The organism is Enterococcus sp. DIV0806c (assembly GCF_051710905.1).
GTDB classification, from domain to species: Bacteria; Bacillota; Bacilli; order Lactobacillales; family Enterococcaceae; genus Enterococcus_B; species Enterococcus_B mundtii.
Map to the genome: position 1 here is coordinate 2,641,725 of NZ_JBIOLO010000001.1, position 17,438 is coordinate 2,659,162.

The following is a 17,438-nucleotide window of genomic DNA, read 5'->3' on the forward strand; positions in this document are numbered from 1 at the left end:
CCCTTTATTTTTTTATTTCATCGATCAAAATTTTAGATAACAACTGATAGATGATTGCCTCATTTCCTGATCGAAAAATCTCAGTATTCAAATCATTCATGATCAATGCACCACTTATTTTTCCAAGTAATTTTCCAGTAGCTTCGTCAATAGGGGAAGGTGCTAGCATCACTAACATTCTTGATAAATCAACTTTCGTTTTGTCCATTCCCTCGATCTCCAATACTTGCTTCAATTGAAAAATACAGAATAAAGGTTCCGTGATCTCAGAACTAGAGGTATGGAAAAGCCCCATGTTGGTATGAGGTAACCCGATCGGCGCTTGTTGATATCTTTTCATTAAACGCTGATAGACTTTTTCTTTATCTTGGACCACCCCTGTAGGTAAATAGTCGAAAATATCCTTCAACGTAGCTTCTACTGTCGTTGGATTGTCTAATTCTTGAATGAAGAAATACTGGAGTAGCTGATTGATTTTACTCATCATCAACACCGTTTCTTCATAAGTATCTTCGATAACAGAAGGTTGATCAGCTAACCGGATATGTGCCGTTCGATGTGCTGTCAAACGAGCAAATTCTGCTTTTAATTGTTTAATTTCTTCCTCAAGAAGTAATGGTGAAACTAATAGATATTTCCCCTCATAGCCACTTAAGATCGAGGTAGAAATGACGAGATCATACTCTTCTTCTAAATTGATTTTCTTTAAATCAGCAATTCGATAAAAATGGATATGTTGAACAAATGGGAAGTATCTCTTTAGTTTTAACTCAAGCATACTTGTCGAAGCTAAGCCACTAGGTGAAAAACCAGCGATTTTGATCGTGCTGTCCTTTGGTGTTTTTTCTAACGAGTTCGCAAAGTGAAGAACCATATAAGCAATTTCTTCTTCGGATAGTTTCTTTTCTTGAAAAATCTGCTCGATTCCTTGACGGATGGCTTGGGCGATCTCTTGATACTGGACCATGATTTTTTCCAAGATTGGATTAGTCAATTGTTCTTCTTGAAGTACCGCTCGAGAAAATACTCCTGATAAATGGGTCAACAACATTTTGTAGAGTGTTTCATCTTGGTAGAATGGATTATTTGTTGCTTCACTGACTACTTGGATCAATTGTTTCACAAGATAAGCGAGTTGCGTATCAAATGTTTCTTCAAAGAAATCCTGATCAAAGGAATTCGAGAAATCATTTAATAGACTAGCAAAAAAGACGATTTCATTGACTGGATAAAGTTGTTGCGTTTCCTTAGCGATTTTAGAAAATAAAGCTTTGGCGATACGTAATAACTCTTTATTCACTAGTCCAGTGTAGGTTTCATTCGTCAGCACTTGATTTTTTTTGACACGGTCGATCGTAATGCTGAGTATCAAAACTAAATGTTCCAGTTTCCGGTCACTTAATTCTTTCTTTTGTTGAACCAATTCTTCTCGTACCACTTGACGCGCCAGTAATAAACTATCTGTCGTGATAAATTGAAAAAAGAAATTCGTTGTCGTATCAAATTCCAGCAAGTGAAAGATTTCATACGCATTGATTTCCAACTCTAAGATATTTGCGATCAGCAATCTTCGGTATTTTTCCGGTCCAGTGATTTCATAACCACGGTTACGAGTGATAGATAGCGGTAGCTGTTTCATACTGGTTTCAAGTTGCTTGATATCAGCATAAAAAGTCGTGTTACTAATCAAATACTTTTCTAAAAAATAACTTAAAGACAATGGTTCTTTCGTGAGTAACAGTTCTAATAAAATCGCATGTTGCCTTTCGATTGTCGATAGTTCCATCTCTTTTTCGTTCAGTAGTTGGCGCAGTTGTGTCATTGTTTCAGGTGTTGCTTCAATCGTAAATGACCCACGGGCTATTTTTTTCAGCGAAGCATTTACTTCCTCGAGCGATCGTTCTAATTGCTCCAACTCGCGGTATACAGTCCGTTTGCTGACCCGTAAAACATTGACCATTTTTTGTATAGAAACAGGTGCTGGACTATTGATGAGTTCTGTCAATAATTCTTTTTCCCTTGGTGACAAATACATCTTAGTCCACTTCCTTTACTAAGGATAAATAAGTTTTGGTACTGACAAAATGATCAATGATCAACAAATGCTCCACTTGTTGTTGCAGTTGATACGCCTTTGCCATACTTTCATTCGCAAGATATACCACTTCTTTTTCAGGTACTAGGTCTTCGACGGCTGCTTTTTCTACAGATAGACCAACCTGATATTCCTTGGCTAGCTTCATTAAAATCGTCATCCCCATCGTTTGTGAACCTCGTCGATTTCCTTGGTATAAAAACACAACTCTGGTTCTAGGTTGTTCAACTTCTTGTTGTTTTTTGATCTGAGGTTCAATGTTTATTTCATGAAGTTGCTGCTTGATCAATGGTAGATACGACTCAACTTCTAAAAAATGATCGACAGCAATGATCTGACTTTCTTTGGCTTTTTCTTGCGCCAAAGATTGAAAGGCGCTTTGCACGATCACCAATTGTTTCTTGTGATTCGGCAGATCGTAAATAGATGTATAGCTTATAGGTATATCTATCCCTTGCGCATGCAGTTTTTTCTTCAAAATGGCTGCGCCCATTGCACTAGAACCCATCCCGGCATCGCAAGCAAAGATGATTTGGTTGACCGCTTCATGATTCATCAGTTGGCTCCTTTCTTGGAGGATCGATTCCACAGGTTTCGTTTTTTTCAATAACAGTATGGCACAAACAAATGTAGCAAGCGCACTGAGAATAATACCTAAAATGACACCTGCTAATTGTGAGGGTGGTGTATTCCCTAAAATAATCACCAATGAACCTGGTGAAACCGGAGCATTCAACCCACTAGCAAATAGTTGGAACACAAACGTTCCAGTCGCTCCCCCAACCATGACTGCAAAAAAAAGCGCAGGTTGCATCAAAACAAAAGGAAAATAGATCTCATGGATTCCTCCCACTGCTTGGATCATCAATGCTCCACCTGCTTTGACACTTTTTTCTCGATCGGCAGCAAACAAGAACGCACTTAAAATCCCTATTCCTGGCCCAGGATTGGCTTCCATCAAAAATAAGATCGAATGCCCCGCATGTTGTGCCATCTCCATTCCTAAAGGTGTCAAGATGCCGTGATTGATGACATTATTCAAAAATAAGACCTTTAACGGTTCCAGCACTAAACTGACTACTGGTAACAAATGTTGTTCAATGAGCCAATAAACAAAGCGTCCAACATAAGATAAACTACCTTCAACAAGTGGTTGGATGACCAGTATACCTAACAAACAGACAAAGCCACCGATTAGACCGATCATCAAATTATTCAGCAACATCTCATAGCCAGGCTTGATTTTCGGCGCCAACCAACGATCCGTCCAGTGAAAAAGACCACCTGTAATCAAACCGATAACCATCGCGCCAAATAGTTGTGGAAGATCAGAAACTACTATCATACCGATGACAGCAATCCCACCTGCTACAGCTGCTTTTTGATCAAAAATCTTTGCTCCAGAGTAACTGATCAAAATGGGCAATAACAGATAAATCAACCAGTCAGTAACATGGACAAGTGTTTGGTGCAAATCACCTGATACGATATTTGCTACAATCGATAACAAACCCCAAGCAATAAAAATACTTAGATTTGGCATGATCATTTGTTTGAAATAATGTAGTAATTGACGAAACCAGGTTAATTTCGCCACTGCATTAGCAGGAAGCGCATTCAAATTCTCCCCCACGTTGATCACCTGCCCTTTCTACTTCAGCAGACTGCGCTTATGCTTTTTTTCAGATAGCTCTATTCTAACAGTTTCCGTTATCTATTTTCCACAAAAAAAATTGGGCAAGTAACCGCAGTCACTTCCCAATTTTTTTTAAATAACACTTCTAACAAAATATCTTATATCAAAACAGTCATCGTTGCGGCTGCTAAGATAAGGACCAAGCCAATGATCGTGACAGTCATTTCTTTTTTCGTTTTCTTTTGTCCTAAGAACCAGATACCAGTCAAGGTTGCTAGAACAACAGAAGTTTGCGACAAGATGAAGCCCGTTGCCAAACCATTCATATTTGGTTGTGCAGAAATCAAATAGGTCAATGCAGCAAAGGCAAAAAAGAAGCCAGAAAAAATTTGTTTATAAGAAACAACTTCCGTAAATGCTGATTTTTCATGCCCTTTCATACTTAATACAGCGGTGTAGATGATCGCCACTAAGACCATCCCCATTGCTTGTGGCAAGAAAGCGTGCATTCCGTCGATGGTTGTTGCTTGAGGTGCTGCGGAATATGCCCAATACCCAATCTCTCCGACTGCTAATAATAAAACCGCTTTTTTCAGTAAACTGCTATTTTCTTTGGTTTTTTTCTCAGTCCAAACAGTCATCCATGCGCCTAAAATAATCAAGATCAATGCTAATCCACCAAGAATCTTCGCTGTCGTTCCTGGCCAGTTACCTAGCGCAAAAACGCCCCATAATGAAGCCCCAAGTAATTGAAAAGCTGTGGTGATAGGCATTGCACGTGACGAGCCAATCAGTGTGAAAGATTGAAAAGTAATGATTTGAGCAGTCGCCCAGCCCACACCGGAAAGAATAGAAAAGACAAGATCCATTCCAGATGGCAGTGCTATGCCATTGATCAGGGCAAAAATAAGTGCGAATATCAAAGTTCCTATTGTTGATCCTAAAATCTGGTTCACAGGACGTCCACCGATCTTCGAAGCAATCGTTGGATAAAGTCCCCAACCTAGTAATGGTCCTAATCCGATCAATAATGCTGTTGCATTCATTTATTACATCTCCTTTTTTAGAATACGACGCCACTTTCTAACAAGATATTCGCATAAGGAGTCATCTCACCTGTACGAATAAATGCGTGACAATTGTTTAACTCAGTTTTCATTTCACTATGCGGAATAAACGTGATCGGTGTCTCCGGCATTTCTTTTTGGATTTCTAAAAGAATGTCAGGATTCTCTTTTTTGATTTCCTCTGCTAGATAAATACGTTGCACCTCTAATTCTGACAACACATTGCGTAAAACTTCCATAAAGCTAGGAACCCCTTGCGTGACTGCTAAATCGATTTTTTCAGTGGTCATAGGTACAGGCATTCCTGCATCTCCAATACTCAATTTATCAAAATGTCCCATTTGTGCTATCACTCGTGAGATATCAGAATTGATTACTTTCGTTTTTTTCATTATTTGTTCATCCTTTCCTCAATCAGATTAATTCATGTTTATACGGAATAGAAGGCTGTGCACCAAAACGTTGAACAGTCACAGAAGAGGCTTTATTGCCATAACGGATCGCTTCTTTTAGGTTGCTGAAGTCTTTGGCTAATACACTGCTCATCGCACCAATAAAGGTATCGCCAGCAGCCGTTGTATCCACTGCATGCACTTTAAAAGCTGGTACGATCCCACTAGCGCCGTCAGCAATATCATAATAAGCGCCTTTACTTCCGATCGTGATGATCACGGCTTCAATACCTAATCCATGAAAGACTTGTGCCGCCTCTTTCAGACTTTTTTCGTCGGTAATAGTGATGCCTGTTAAGATCTCCGTTTCTGTTTCATTCGGAATGATCATGTCTGTCACTGCTAATAACTCATCCGGAACATTTTCTAGCGCAGGTGCCGGATTCAAGATCGTTTTCACGCCAGCTTCTCGAGCGATTTTGAATGCTTCGATCGTTGGTTCTATAGCGCTTTCAAACTGAGCAATAATAAAATCACTTTTTTGGATGATTGTTTTGTTTTCTTGCACTTGTGTTACGGTAAACGCATTGTTTGCACCAGCATGGATCATGATACTATTTTCACCTTGGTCATCAACAATGATATACGCTTGTCCAGTCGCTTGATTTTCTAATGTCGCTACACCAGATAAATCGATTTCTTCTTGTTCAAGTAATTCTGTCATCGTTTTTCCTGCTTCGTCTTTACCCACGCCACCAATAAAGTAAGTTTTTGCCTCCGAACGTCTAGCAGCAACCGCTTGGTTAGCTCCCTTCCCTCCACCAGCTGAAAAAGTTTCTTTCGTATGGATCGTTTCTCCAGGTTTTGGCATATAAGTCACACGGATGGTTCGATCTAAATTGATACTTCCGATAACTGTAACAGTATTCATCGTTTTCCCTCTCCTTTAACAAGAAAATCATTTTAACGTTCTATTAAAACGTTTTAACTCTACGAGAAGAATATAACATATTTTGTAAGTGATTTCAACAAGCAACTTTTCGACTATAAAACTAACTGTAATTTGTACCTTCTTTGTTCTTATATCACTAGATCAATGATAGCCAATCACTGATCTAAAAAAAAAGCACCAACCAAAAATAGCAAGTCCATTTTCGGTTGGTACGCTTTATTGTTGTCGCTGAACCTAGCAACGACAGTTTTATCTTATTATTTTTTTCCTGGCTCAGAAGCGATGATCGAAAGTTCTCCTTGAACTTTCCACTCCGTGATATCGCTTGGTAAGATCGCACTTGTTCCTTTTTCTAATGGGTATGTTTGGTTGTCTATCACCAATTCTCCCGCACCATCAATAACTGTCATCAATGTATACGGTGCTTGTTTTTTAAAGGATGTGATTCCTTTGATGTCCCATTCGTAAACGTTGAAAAATTCTGTTTCTACGTAAGTGACGATCGAAGAGTTCCCTTGACGGATCTCTTTGATCTGTAATTCAGGAGCTTTTGCTGGTACTGTTGTTACGTCGACCGATTGTTGGATGTGTAATTCCCGAGTGTTTCCTTGATCGTCTTTGCGATCATAATCATAAACACGATAAGTCGTGTCTGAACTTTGTTGTGTTTCTAAAATCATGATCCCTTTACCGATTGCATGGATCGTTCCACTTGGTACGTAGAAAAAATCACCTTTTTTGACAGGAACTTTTTTCAATAAGTCATCCCAGCGACTATCTTGGATCATTTCGGCTAATTCTTCACGTGTTTTTGCATGATGACCATAGATGATCTCTGCACCTGGTTCGGCATCAATGATGTACCAGCACTCTGTTTTTCCTAGCTCTCCTTCATGTGCCATGCCATAAGCATCATCTGGATGAACTTGGACAGATAGATCATCTTCTGCATCTAAGATTTTGATCAATAGCGGAAAAACTGGTTCTGTTGGATGGCCGAATAATTCCTTATGTTCTTTCCATAGATCATCTAGTTTCCAGCCTTTGAATGGGCCATTTTCAACGACACTAACGCCATGAGGATGCGCACTGATCGCCCAATCTTCCCCAATTTTATCATTTGGGATATCAAAGCCAAAAACACTACGTAAGCGACTGCCTCCCCAGATTTTTTCTTGAAAAACAGGTTTTAAAAATAATGGTTCTTGCATACGTCAAACTCCTCTCAATTTTCAATTGCTATTATAGCATTATTTTCAGTGTAACGCTTTCTCTTGTAAATAAATTTCAATGATTTCATCCCGACATTTTAGATATTCTTCACGATGATCGTTTGGATGCAGGCGATTGGATAGAAAGATGAACGCTTCTTGATCGATTGGGTCGATCAATAGAAATGTCCCTGTATAGCCTGTATGGAATAGTAATGGGTGCCCATCCTTTTTATCTTGTTTTAAATCCCATCCGAGTGAGCGACCACCTTTACCAGTTGGCGTATGATCAGCCAATAAGGAACGGATGGTTGCCTCTTCCAAAAAATGACCAGAATCTAACTTTCCGTATTGCAGATACATCCGGACAAACTTCTCACAATCCGCAAGATCAATAAATAGACCAGCATTACCTGCATGTTCTGCTAACACTCGTGCTTTTGGATCATGTGTCAAGCCATGGATCACCTCACCAGAAGGAAGTTGTTCAGTCGGAACGATCCGTTCTGAAGGACGTGGTAAGAATAAGCTATTCATCATTCCTAACGGTGCTAGTACTTGCTCTTCAAAAAGCTCGACCGCCTCTTCCTGGAAAATCTCCTCTAACATCAATCCTAAAAGAATCGTGCCTGCATCCGTATAGCGAACTTCGATTCCTAATTGATCGCCTGGTTGAAGTTTCAAATAAGCTTCAATCAATTCTGTTTGTGATAGATGATCTCGATCAGGAATAAATGTCTGGATGTCTGAGGTATGTGTCAATAAGTGGCGAATCGTGATCGTTTGATTCTCAAAAGTCGGCAAGTACGTATGCAAAGGTTCATCTAATTCAACTTTCCCGTCTTCGATCAATCGCAAGACAAGGCTTGTCGTTGCAATTACTTTTGTCAGGGAGGCTGCATCAAAGAGCAAATCTTCGGTCATTGGTCTGATTGTAGGAATGATCTGCGCATCACCTGCGATCACTTTTTCAATCTGATCCTCTTTCATAAAAGCAGCAACGACCCCTGGATAATATCCCTCATTCATTTTTTTTAGTATATATTCTTTCGTTTTAGCGTACATAGTTTCTCCTTATTCATCTATGGATATGCTTGTTTGCTCCCCAAGCATAATTCTTTCTTCCATAAGAATCAATTGTTTTTCTCATTTATCCCAGTATTTAGTGGCTGACATAAAAAAGCAGGAAACTTTCAGCATCAGCTGAACTTTTCCTGCTTTTTCCAACGGTCGAGCAATCGACTGATCCTAGCCACTGTTCATTGGATAACATTAGTTGCTTTTGTTTCGTCCACGAACCACCATTCGATGCCAATTGCATCATACAAAGTCAAAACTTTTTGTTTTTTGTCAATGTAAAAATCGATCGTTTCTGTGTTCAAATGTGCAATCAGACGTTGCATACTTTCTGGATCAACAACAAATTTCAAAAAGTCTAATCCTAAGATTTCATCAGTCGGTAAGGCAATCACTGGACTCTCAGCTTGAGTCAGTCCTACATGAAAATCACCTTTATTCAAGATAAATTCTTTCTCTTCCTCTTTATGCACAGTCAGACCTAAAAGCTCTGATAAAAATTCTCGTTCCTTTTCCATATCTAGTACATTTAGGTGGACTTTTTGGAAATAAGTACCAGCAGACAATTTCTTAAAGCGTTCATTTGATTGTCTTAATAGTGCTTCTTGGTCTAACTGTTCCGCCGCTTGTTGTTGTGAAGTGTGAGTCTCTTCATGATAGATCTCTAACATATTGCCTTCAGGATCTTTCATTAAAATACCGATTCTGCCATCACTTTCCAGTGCTTCTTCGATCGTTTGATTCGTTTGGCGAATGCGATACAGCATATCTGCCATTTCTTCTAATGTTGGAATGATCAAAGAAAAGCGATTGAGCTTTTTGATTTCCCCAAAGTGATCATTTGCTCGTGGACTTTCCTCTAATAATAACATCTCGCTGTCATTTTCTACTGTACCGAAAATCGCTAATTCATTTTCTTCTCTCTTTAAATCGAAACCGATCGTGTCTCTATAAAACTCGATCATTTTATCACGGTCTTTTACACGTATCGCAATACTTTTCAAATAAGTAGTAGACCCCAAATCAAAAACTTTCATAATTTCTTGCTCCCCTCTACGTTAAGCTTTATTTTAACGATGCTTCTCTTTTCTTTCAAGCAATATCTTATTTTTTGTTGAATTAATTCTTAGATTGTCTTATTTTTTAGCTAATTATCAGAATGGGAAGGGAAAATCATTCTATATGTAAGAAAAGCGGCGAATCTTTGATAAAACTTTTTTATTTTTTTAAACGCCGCTTTCCCATAATCCTATAAAGATTATTATAACTTATTTTATCTTATTATGAAGCTTCTTCTGTAAACTGACTATTATACAGATCAGCATAGAACCCATCTTTTTCCATGAGCGTATCATGGTTTCCTGTTTCAACGATCGATCCTTGGTTCATCACGATAATATTATCCGCATCACGAATCGTTGATAAGCGATGCGCAACTACAAAACTTGTACGATTTTTCAATAAACGGTTCATCGCTTTTTGAATCAAAATCTCCGTACGAGTATCGACACTTGAGGTTGCTTCATCCAAGATCAAGACATCTGGATTTGCTAAGAATGCTCGGGCAATTGTAATCAATTGACGTTGACCTTGTGAGATATTGCTTGCATCTTCATTTAAGATCGTATCATAACCGTCAGGTAATTTGCGGACAAATTCATCGACATGGGCAGCTTTCGCAGCTTCGATCACTTGTTCATCCGTTGCATCATCATTTCCATACTTGATATTGTCATAGATCGTTCCAGTAAATAACCATGTATCTTGGAGTACCATTGAAAATTGCGCACGTAATACATCACGAGAAACATCTCTCGTATCGACACCGTCATACCGAATGCTTCCGCCTGAAACATCATAAAAACGTTCCAATAGATTGATCAAAGTCGTTTTACCAGCCCCAGTCGGACCGACAATAGCGACCATTTCACCTGGCTTCACATCCAAATTGAAATCTTTCATCAATAAATGATTCGGCGTATAACCAAACTGCACATTTTCGAAACGAACTTTGTAAGGTGTATTTTCTTCGACTGGTAAACCAGATTTTTCATTGGTCATCTCTTCTTCGTCTAAGACTTCAAAGACACGTTCAGCCGAAGCGACTGTTGATTGGATCGTATTCATCAAGCTTGCCAATTGTGTGATCGGTTGAGAAAATTGCGTCGTATATTGTAAGAATGCTTGCACATCCCCTAATGCCATATTCCCATTGGCTACTTTGATCCCACCAAGTACAGCCACAAAGACGTACCCTAGATTTTTGACGAAGTTCATCAATGGCATGATGATTGCAGAAATAAACTGTGCTTTCCAACCAGAGGCATATAAATTTTGGTTTTCAATCTCAAAAACTGCTTGGTCTTTTGCTGTATGGTTGAACGTTTGGACGATCGTATGTCCAGCATAGGTTTCTTCGACTTGGTTGTTCAATAATCCTAAACTCTTTTGTTGATCCGCAAAGAAAACTTGTGATTTCGGTGCAATGATCATCACGATGATCAAGCTCAATGGAATCATCAACAACGCCACTAATGTCAGTTGCCAGCTGATGGATAGCATCATAACGATAACCCCAATCAGTGTGACCGCACTTGTGACAAATTGAGTCAAGTTTTGTTGTAACGTGCTGGCGATATTATCCATGTCGTTGATTGCTCGAGACATGATATCCCCATTCGTATGTGTATCATAATAAGAGATCGGCACACGATTCATTTTTGTCTCTAAATCATGTCTTAACTCATATACCGTACGTTGCGACACGCGAGTCATAATGAACTGTTGCAAGAAGTTGAACACGGCAGAAATCAAGTACATAACAATCACTGTCGCAATGATTTGACCAATTTTGTCAAAATCGATTGGGAATTTAGTGACTTGTTGCCCTTCTTGCATTTGTCTTGCGCCAAGCATCACACCGTTAAAAATTTCTGTGGTTGCTTTCCCTAATACTTTTGGTGTCTGGATTTGGAAGACGACAGCTGCAATCGCTAAGACAAATACAGCAATGATCGCTACTAAACGCTTAGACATATAGCCGAATAACCGACGAACAGTGCCCCAAAAGTTTTTTGGTTTTTCTCCTTTAGCACCAATGTTACGTCCTGGTCCCCCACCCATTGGTCCTTGAGGAGATCGATTGTTTCCTTTACTCATGCTAAATCCTCCTCTCTCAATTGTGAGTTGACGATTTCTTTGTATGTTTCATTTGTTGCTAGTAATTCTTTATGCGTTCCTTTTCCAACAAGTTTTCCTTCATCTAATACTAAGATCGTATCTGCATCCATGACGGTACTTACTCGTTGCGCCACTAAAACGGTGATACTTTCTGTCATATTTTCTTTTAGTGCTTGACGGAGTTTCGCATCTGTTTTAAAGTCTAGTGCTGAGAATGAATCATCAAAGACATAGATGTCGGCTTCTTTTACTAAGGCACGCGCAATGGCTAATCGTTGTCTTTGTCCACCAGAAAAATTTCCGCCGCCTTGTTCGACATGACTATCTAAACCATCTTCCATTTCAGAAACAAAGTCTTTTGCTTGGGCGATCTCTAATGCTTTCCAAATCATCTCATCTGTTGCGTCTTCTTTCCCATATTGCATATTCTCACGAATCGTTCCAGAAAAAAGGACAGCTTTTTGGGGAACAAATCCCATCAATTCACGCAAGTTATATTGCGTCATATCAATGATGCTCGTTCCATTGATCGCGATCTCACCTGATTCAATATCATACAAACGTGGGATCAGATTCACTAAAGTCGTTTTTCCTGAACCAGTACCACCAATGATAGCTACGATATCGCCGGATGAAGCTTCAAAGTTGATATCTTCCAACGCTAGTTTTTCTGCACCGTGGTAACGGTAATTCACCTGTTTGAATGACAAACTTGCGTCTTTTCCAGCTAAAGCAACCGTTTCTGGTTGTTCTGGGTCAACGATACCTGCGTCTTCTTCAAGTACTTCATTGATCCGATCAGCCGAAGCTTGGGCACGAGGAACCATGATAAAGATCGCTGATAACATCATGAAACTAATCAAAATTTGCATCGCATAAGTCATGAAAGCAATCAGATTTCCGACCTCTAAGGTCATATCCGCTATGTAGTGCCCACCAAACCATGTGATCGCTACGTTCGTCCCACTCATGATCAACGTCATCATTGGCATCATCAATGCAACGATCGTGTTGACTTTGATTGCCGTATTTGTATAATCCTTATTCGCTAAATCAAAACGATTTTCCTCAAAACGTGTTTTGTCAAATGCTCGAATGACACGTACACCGGTTAATCCTTCACGAAAAACAAGGTTTAAGCGGTCCGTTTTCTTTTGCATACTCTTGAATAGCGGAACAGCAAAATACATGATACCACCGATCAAAATGATCATGACAGGAATCACGACTAAGAAAATCCTTGTCAGTTGATGGTCCTTTTGATAAGCAAGGATACTTGCCCCAACAAGAGTGATCGGCGCATTGATCATCATCCGTAAAAACATTTGCATCACCAATTGGATCTGCGTCACATCATTCGTTGTACGAGTGATCAATGAAGCTGTTCCGTACTTGTCGAATTTGTCTTTCGTCAAATTTTCGGCTTTTTGATAGACTTCTGTTCGTAATTGTTTTCCTAACTTTTGAGATTCTCGTGTAGCAAAAAACGTATTGGCAATGGCGGCTAAAATACTGATCAAAGAAAATCCGATCATGACAAATCCCGTCTGCCAAATATAGTCGACGTCACCTTTTGCTACGCCTTTGTCAATAATATTAGATGTTAACGTTGGCAAATAAAGATCTGCTAACACTTGAATAATCATAAAAACCGTTGCAGCGATTGCTGAGGTCAATGAAATTCGTTTGACAATTTTTAGCATTCGTTCCCCTTCTTTCTATTTATAAGCGCCATTTTTTATCCATGACAGTTTTAGATTGAATTCTGCAATGGCTTGTTCAACAGAATACTCCTCAGAGGTTGAAAATGATTTATAGGCATGAGCAATCGTTGTAAATAGTGTACTCATGACTAACTGAAACAATAATTCCATTTCATGGTCATCTTTTACTCTAAGATTGGAACGATCAATCAAACCAATCAACTCTTTGGACGCTTTTTTATGATTTTTATGTGGTGATGGACGATGTCCTTGTGGATGCGGCACGACTTTTCGTGAGGCACGGTAATCCATGTGCATAAAAAGATGTTTGTAAAACGCAGCATTTTCACCTTCTAGAATATCTCGAATCATTTTCCCAAAATAAAGTTCAAAACCGATAAATAAGTCTCCGTTCGATTCTTTGATTAGTTGGATCATATTTTTTGTACTATCACTACGAACGGTTTCAAAATAATAAAAATAAAGATCTTCTTTATCTTCAAAATATTGATAAAAACTACCTCTAGAGATCCCCGCAAGTTTCACGATCTGAGCAATCGAAGCTTCATTCAATGGTACTCTTGAAAATTCGACCCTGGCAGCTTCTAATAGTCTTTGCTGTTTTTCTTCAGGTAGATGAAAAAAAGTCTGTGTCGGCATCGCTGATTCCTCCCCACATAAAAATGACACACTGTCATATGACACCTTGTCATTATAACACCATATGAATGTTTTGCAAGTCATTTACATTCTTTTTTCATAATTATTAAAAAAAGAATAAATCGAGTAAAAAGATTTGTTTCTACTATTCTATGCATCTAAAATAGGATCATTATATAAAAAGGAAGAATGCCATGAACAAATCAATCACCGTCCACGAACTCTATTTCGTCTATCAAAAAAAGGATATAGTGATTTTAGATGTCCGTAAAACGAACGAGTATATAAAAAAACATTTAAGTCATTCAATATCCATTCCTATTGCCAGTTTATCCGCTCAATTAAATAATCTGGATACAAAAAAACAGTATTATATTGTTGGGGCAGCGAATCATTTAGCACAAGAAGTTACTAGTTATCTAATAGAAAATGGTCTGCAAGCGACTTATGTCGTTGACAACATGAAACTATTTGAAAATCGTGAATTAACTAGTTCTCTTTGATCTTACTGGAAAATAACTTACTTTTTATCAGTAAAAATACTTGATAGCCTTTTCTGTTTCAAGTAAACTGGTATTGTTAGCAGTAAAGTTAACAATTACGACTAAAGGAGAGAGATTATGGCATCAGTATTAGTAATCAAAGGACATCCATTAACTGCACAAGAATCACGTTCAGTTAACGCATTAACTAGTTTTTTAACTAGCTACAAAGAAAATCATCCAAACGACGAGGTAACTGTTTTAGACCTTTATCGTGATGATATCCCAGAAATTGATGAAGAATTGCTTTCTGGATGGGAAGCGCTTCGTGCAGGTGCAGATTTCTCTAGTCTATCTGAAAACCAACAACAAAAAATTGCTCGTTTCAATGAATTGACAGAGCAATTCCTAGCAGCAGATAAAATCGTTATTGCCAATGCTTTATGGAATTTGAACATTCCTACAAAATTAAAAGCTTGGTTTGATACTGTCAATGTTGCTGGTAAAACTTTCAAGTATACTGAAAACGGTCCTGTTGGCTTAGTTACTGGTAAGAAAGCACTACACATCCAATCAAACGGCGGAATCTACAATGGTCAAGATTTTGCTTCTCAATATGTAAAAGCAATCTTGAATTTTGTCGGTATTGAACAAGTCGACCAATTATTTATCGAAGGGATCGACTATACACCTGATCGTGCAGAAGAATTGATGCAAGCTGCTTTAGATAAAGCAACTGCATTTGGTAAAGACTTCTAGTCACTATTAGATAAACATTTCTCTAAAAATATTGAGAAAAGAAAAAAGGATTTCACTAAACATTCATTGCGAATGTTCGTGAAATCCTTTTTTATTTGTTGTAAAGTGGCTGTTCGGCGACGCTTAAAGTAATTAATAACCATATCTAATACTAGAAATAGCCATCAGTTCATGTAGCTTTTCGGATTGATGCTCGTTGAGAGATACACCAGCTTTTTTCAATGCATCGGATATATCTAAATTCATACGGCTTAGAATGAACGGCACTGATGCTCCATCATTTTGTAATTTTTCTAGATAAGCTTGTAAAACCTCTCTAAGAGATTCATTTCCAAGGTCTAACGCTAAATCAGCTATCAATTCATTAATGATTGTTTCTGCTGTTTTGCGTCGATCGTTTCCACCAGAAAACCATCTTAGATGACTCATTTACTGTTGCTCCTTCTCTTAATTTCAAGGAATAATACTATAGTCTTACGCAAAATAAACTTTGGTTGAAATCAGATGTTAATAAAAGAAAGGAAGTAGGACATTAGTCCTCTTCCACCACCTAAAACCGAATAAACGGCGGGAGCAGAAGTAACCTCTTCGGAAATAAGGCGCCATCCACAAAAATTTGAAGAACAATTTTCGTGGATGACGCCTTATTTCTCGAGGCTAAACACTTCTGTCCCGACCTCTTTCTTGAACCAACTAAATAAGCAATGGAGAATCCTATGAACATACCTAAAGTAATCCACCATTTGAATGGACGATTTAATAGATAGGATAAGCCCCAGTTTAAAAGTAGCGACAAAAGAAACGCACTAAAAATCATTTTCAACTCTTTCATACGTCCCCCATTTTTATCCCACTAAACAGCTTTGGCATGCTAGCGTGTTGGTTCAAGATAAGATAGAAATCATTTTACTCTAGGCTATATTTCCTTCTTTAATTTTCAACATTACGAACATAGTCATCAAAATACTGGATCAAATCATTTTTGATCTTTTGGTATTCTTCTTCACTATACTCTTTGTCTTCGATTTTTCCTTGAAAAAACGGAATCTCTAATTCTTCACGTAAACGGTCTAACACTTCTTCTTTATTCATGTCACTACTCCTTAATCAAAGTAAACACAGACACACTCAGGTGCATAGATGTCTTTTTGGATCAATGTCAATTCTCCAGTTGTAGCATCACGTTTATACAAGGTAAGATTATCCGTATTCTGGTTGGCAGATACCACGTAATCATTTTCTGGATCTAAGGCGAAATCTCTTGGGAAATCTCCTTCAGTTGAAATTGTTTGTACGTGTTCTACATGTGAACCTTCTTCATTCACAGCAAATACAGCAATCGAATTATGTCCCCGATTTGATGCGTAGACAAAACGTCCATCGTTTGAAATACGGATGGCGGCACCACCATTTTCTTCGGTGAATCCTTCAGGCAATGTACTGATTTTTTGTACTTCTTTGAATTCGCCTGTTGTTTTATCATAGGAAAGAACACGAACTGTACTGTCTAACTCACCAAACAAATAGGCGAATTGATTATTAGGATGAAAAACTAAATGACGTGGGCCGGTTCCTGGCTCTACTTCTAATACAGCTTTTAAAGCTAACTTACCATTTTCATCTACATCATATGTGTACACACGATCAGTTCCTAAATCACAGACCGCTAATCGTTGGTCAGGTGTTAAGTCTGTGTAATGGACATGGGCATGATCTTGGTTTTTGTGTGGACCAGTCGGTTCTTGGTGAAAGACTGCGTCTGTCGCCTCTAAACTACCGTCTTCAGTGATACGGTAAACATTGACTTCCCCTTTATGATAATTTGCTCCATAAACCAGTTGGCGTTGCTCATCGACTGTCACGTAACACAAAGGTGCGCCTGCTTCTGTTACCGCATTCAAAAAATTGTAAGAATCATCATATGCAGCTACCCCACCTAAGCCATCAACACTGGTTACTGAATACAGATTGCCTGCCTGACTTTTTGCCACATACGTTGGGCTATTTTCTTTAGCAACTAATGTTAGATTCTCTAAAGTTCCTTTATCTGTATCTAATTCGATTTGATAAATCCCTTCACTTTTTCGTCTTGTATATGTTCCTAGAATGATTTTTTTTATCATTTTGATCCTCCTCAAATTAAGAATTCTAATTTATTCTATCATACATCCATTCATGACGTTAATCAAAGAGAATATGTTATACTGTTTTTGTAACCATAGAA

At 38.4% G+C, this 17,438-nt stretch carries 16 protein-coding genes; 2 read left to right on the top strand and 14 right to left on the bottom strand.

Features of this window, described 5'->3' with window-relative positions:
• Window positions 1-4 precede the first annotated feature (4 nt).
• The 11 genes from IGK77_RS12315 to IGK77_RS12365 form a co-directional block, all read right to left on the bottom strand.
• Window positions 5-2,035 carry a BglG family transcription antiterminator gene (locus IGK77_RS12315; protein WP_074799404.1) on the bottom strand — a complete coding sequence of 677 codons (2,031 nt, stop codon included), beginning with the start codon at window positions 2,033-2,035 and terminating at the stop codon, window positions 5-7.
• Window position 2,036: 1 nt separating this feature from the next.
• Complete coding sequence (locus IGK77_RS12320) at window positions 2,037-3,644, bottom strand: PTS transporter subunit EIIC (RefSeq protein ID WP_256209245.1); 1,608 nt, start codon at window positions 3,642-3,644, stop codon at window positions 2,037-2,039.
• 245 nt (window positions 3,645-3,889) lie between these two features.
• Window positions 3,890-4,777 (bottom strand): ribose/proton symporter RbsU, encoded by an 888-nt coding sequence (rbsU, locus tag IGK77_RS12325; protein ID WP_010736651.1) that lies wholly within the window; start codon window positions 4,775-4,777, stop codon window positions 3,890-3,892.
• A gap of 17 nt (window positions 4,778-4,794) precedes the next feature.
• Entirely contained in the window at window positions 4,795-5,190 is a 396-nt protein-coding gene (gene rbsD, locus IGK77_RS12330) for a D-ribose pyranase (RefSeq protein WP_010736652.1), read from the bottom strand.
• 22 nt (window positions 5,191-5,212) lie between these two features.
• The gene (gene rbsK / locus IGK77_RS12335) at window positions 5,213-6,121 is read right to left on the bottom strand and encodes a ribokinase (RefSeq protein ID WP_074799402.1); all 909 of its coding nucleotides are present in this window, start codon (window positions 6,119-6,121) and stop codon (window positions 5,213-5,215) included.
• 278 nt (window positions 6,122-6,399) lie between these two features.
• The gene (gene manA / locus IGK77_RS12340) at window positions 6,400-7,353 is read right to left on the bottom strand and encodes a mannose-6-phosphate isomerase, class I (protein ID WP_074799401.1); all 954 of its coding nucleotides are present in this window, start codon (window positions 7,351-7,353) and stop codon (window positions 6,400-6,402) included.
• 45 nt (window positions 7,354-7,398) lie between these two features.
• On the bottom strand, window positions 7,399-8,418 hold the full coding sequence (locus tag IGK77_RS12345) for a serine hydrolase domain-containing protein (protein WP_074799400.1): 1,020 nt from the start codon (window positions 8,416-8,418) through the stop codon (window positions 7,399-7,401).
• A 194-nt stretch (window positions 8,419-8,612) separates the two neighbouring features.
• Window positions 8,613-9,467, bottom strand: coding sequence for a VOC family protein (locus tag IGK77_RS12350; protein WP_074799399.1), 855 nt, complete (start codon window positions 9,465-9,467; stop codon window positions 8,613-8,615).
• A 244-nt stretch (window positions 9,468-9,711) separates the two neighbouring features.
• The gene (locus tag IGK77_RS12355) at window positions 9,712-11,589 is read right to left on the bottom strand and encodes an ABC transporter ATP-binding protein (RefSeq protein ID WP_074799398.1); all 1,878 of its coding nucleotides are present in this window, start codon (window positions 11,587-11,589) and stop codon (window positions 9,712-9,714) included.
• The gene (locus IGK77_RS12360) at window positions 11,586-13,313 is read right to left on the bottom strand and encodes an ABC transporter ATP-binding protein (RefSeq protein ID WP_074799397.1); all 1,728 of its coding nucleotides are present in this window, start codon (window positions 13,311-13,313) and stop codon (window positions 11,586-11,588) included. Before IGK77_RS12360 ends, IGK77_RS12355 begins: the two co-directional genes overlap by 4 nt.
• Window positions 13,314-13,328: 15 nt before the next feature.
• Complete coding sequence (locus IGK77_RS12365) at window positions 13,329-13,973, bottom strand: TetR/AcrR family transcriptional regulator (RefSeq protein ID WP_071867849.1); 645 nt, start codon at window positions 13,971-13,973, stop codon at window positions 13,329-13,331.
• A gap of 194 nt (window positions 13,974-14,167) precedes the next feature.
• On the opposite strand from IGK77_RS12365, the gene IGK77_RS12370 reads away from it, so the two are divergent.
• Together IGK77_RS12370 and IGK77_RS12375 are read left to right on the top strand one after the other, a co-directional pair.
• Window positions 14,168-14,476 (top strand): rhodanese-like domain-containing protein, encoded by a 309-nt coding sequence (locus IGK77_RS12370; RefSeq protein WP_074799396.1) that lies wholly within the window; start codon window positions 14,168-14,170, stop codon window positions 14,474-14,476.
• 117 nt (window positions 14,477-14,593) lie between these two features.
• Complete coding sequence (locus IGK77_RS12375; RefSeq protein ID WP_034686954.1) at window positions 14,594-15,214, top strand: NAD(P)H-dependent oxidoreductase; 621 nt, start codon at window positions 14,594-14,596, stop codon at window positions 15,212-15,214.
• Between the two features lie 132 nt (window positions 15,215-15,346).
• Here the strand turns inward: IGK77_RS12375 and IGK77_RS12380 are convergent, their stop codons facing one another.
• The 3 genes from IGK77_RS12380 to IGK77_RS12390 form a co-directional block, all read right to left on the bottom strand.
• On the bottom strand, window positions 15,347-15,643 hold the full coding sequence (locus tag IGK77_RS12380; protein WP_074799395.1) for a bacteriocin immunity protein: 297 nt from the start codon (window positions 15,641-15,643) through the stop codon (window positions 15,347-15,349).
• Between the two features lie 501 nt (window positions 15,644-16,144).
• A complete protein-coding gene (locus tag IGK77_RS12385; RefSeq protein ID WP_019724465.1) occupies window positions 16,145-16,306 on the bottom strand; it encodes a hypothetical protein in 162 nt (53 codons plus the stop codon).
• A gap of 11 nt (window positions 16,307-16,317) precedes the next feature.
• The gene (locus IGK77_RS12390) at window positions 16,318-17,337 is read right to left on the bottom strand and encodes a lactonase family protein (RefSeq protein WP_071867846.1); all 1,020 of its coding nucleotides are present in this window, start codon (window positions 17,335-17,337) and stop codon (window positions 16,318-16,320) included.
• Between the last annotated feature and the right edge of the window lie 101 nt (window positions 17,338-17,438).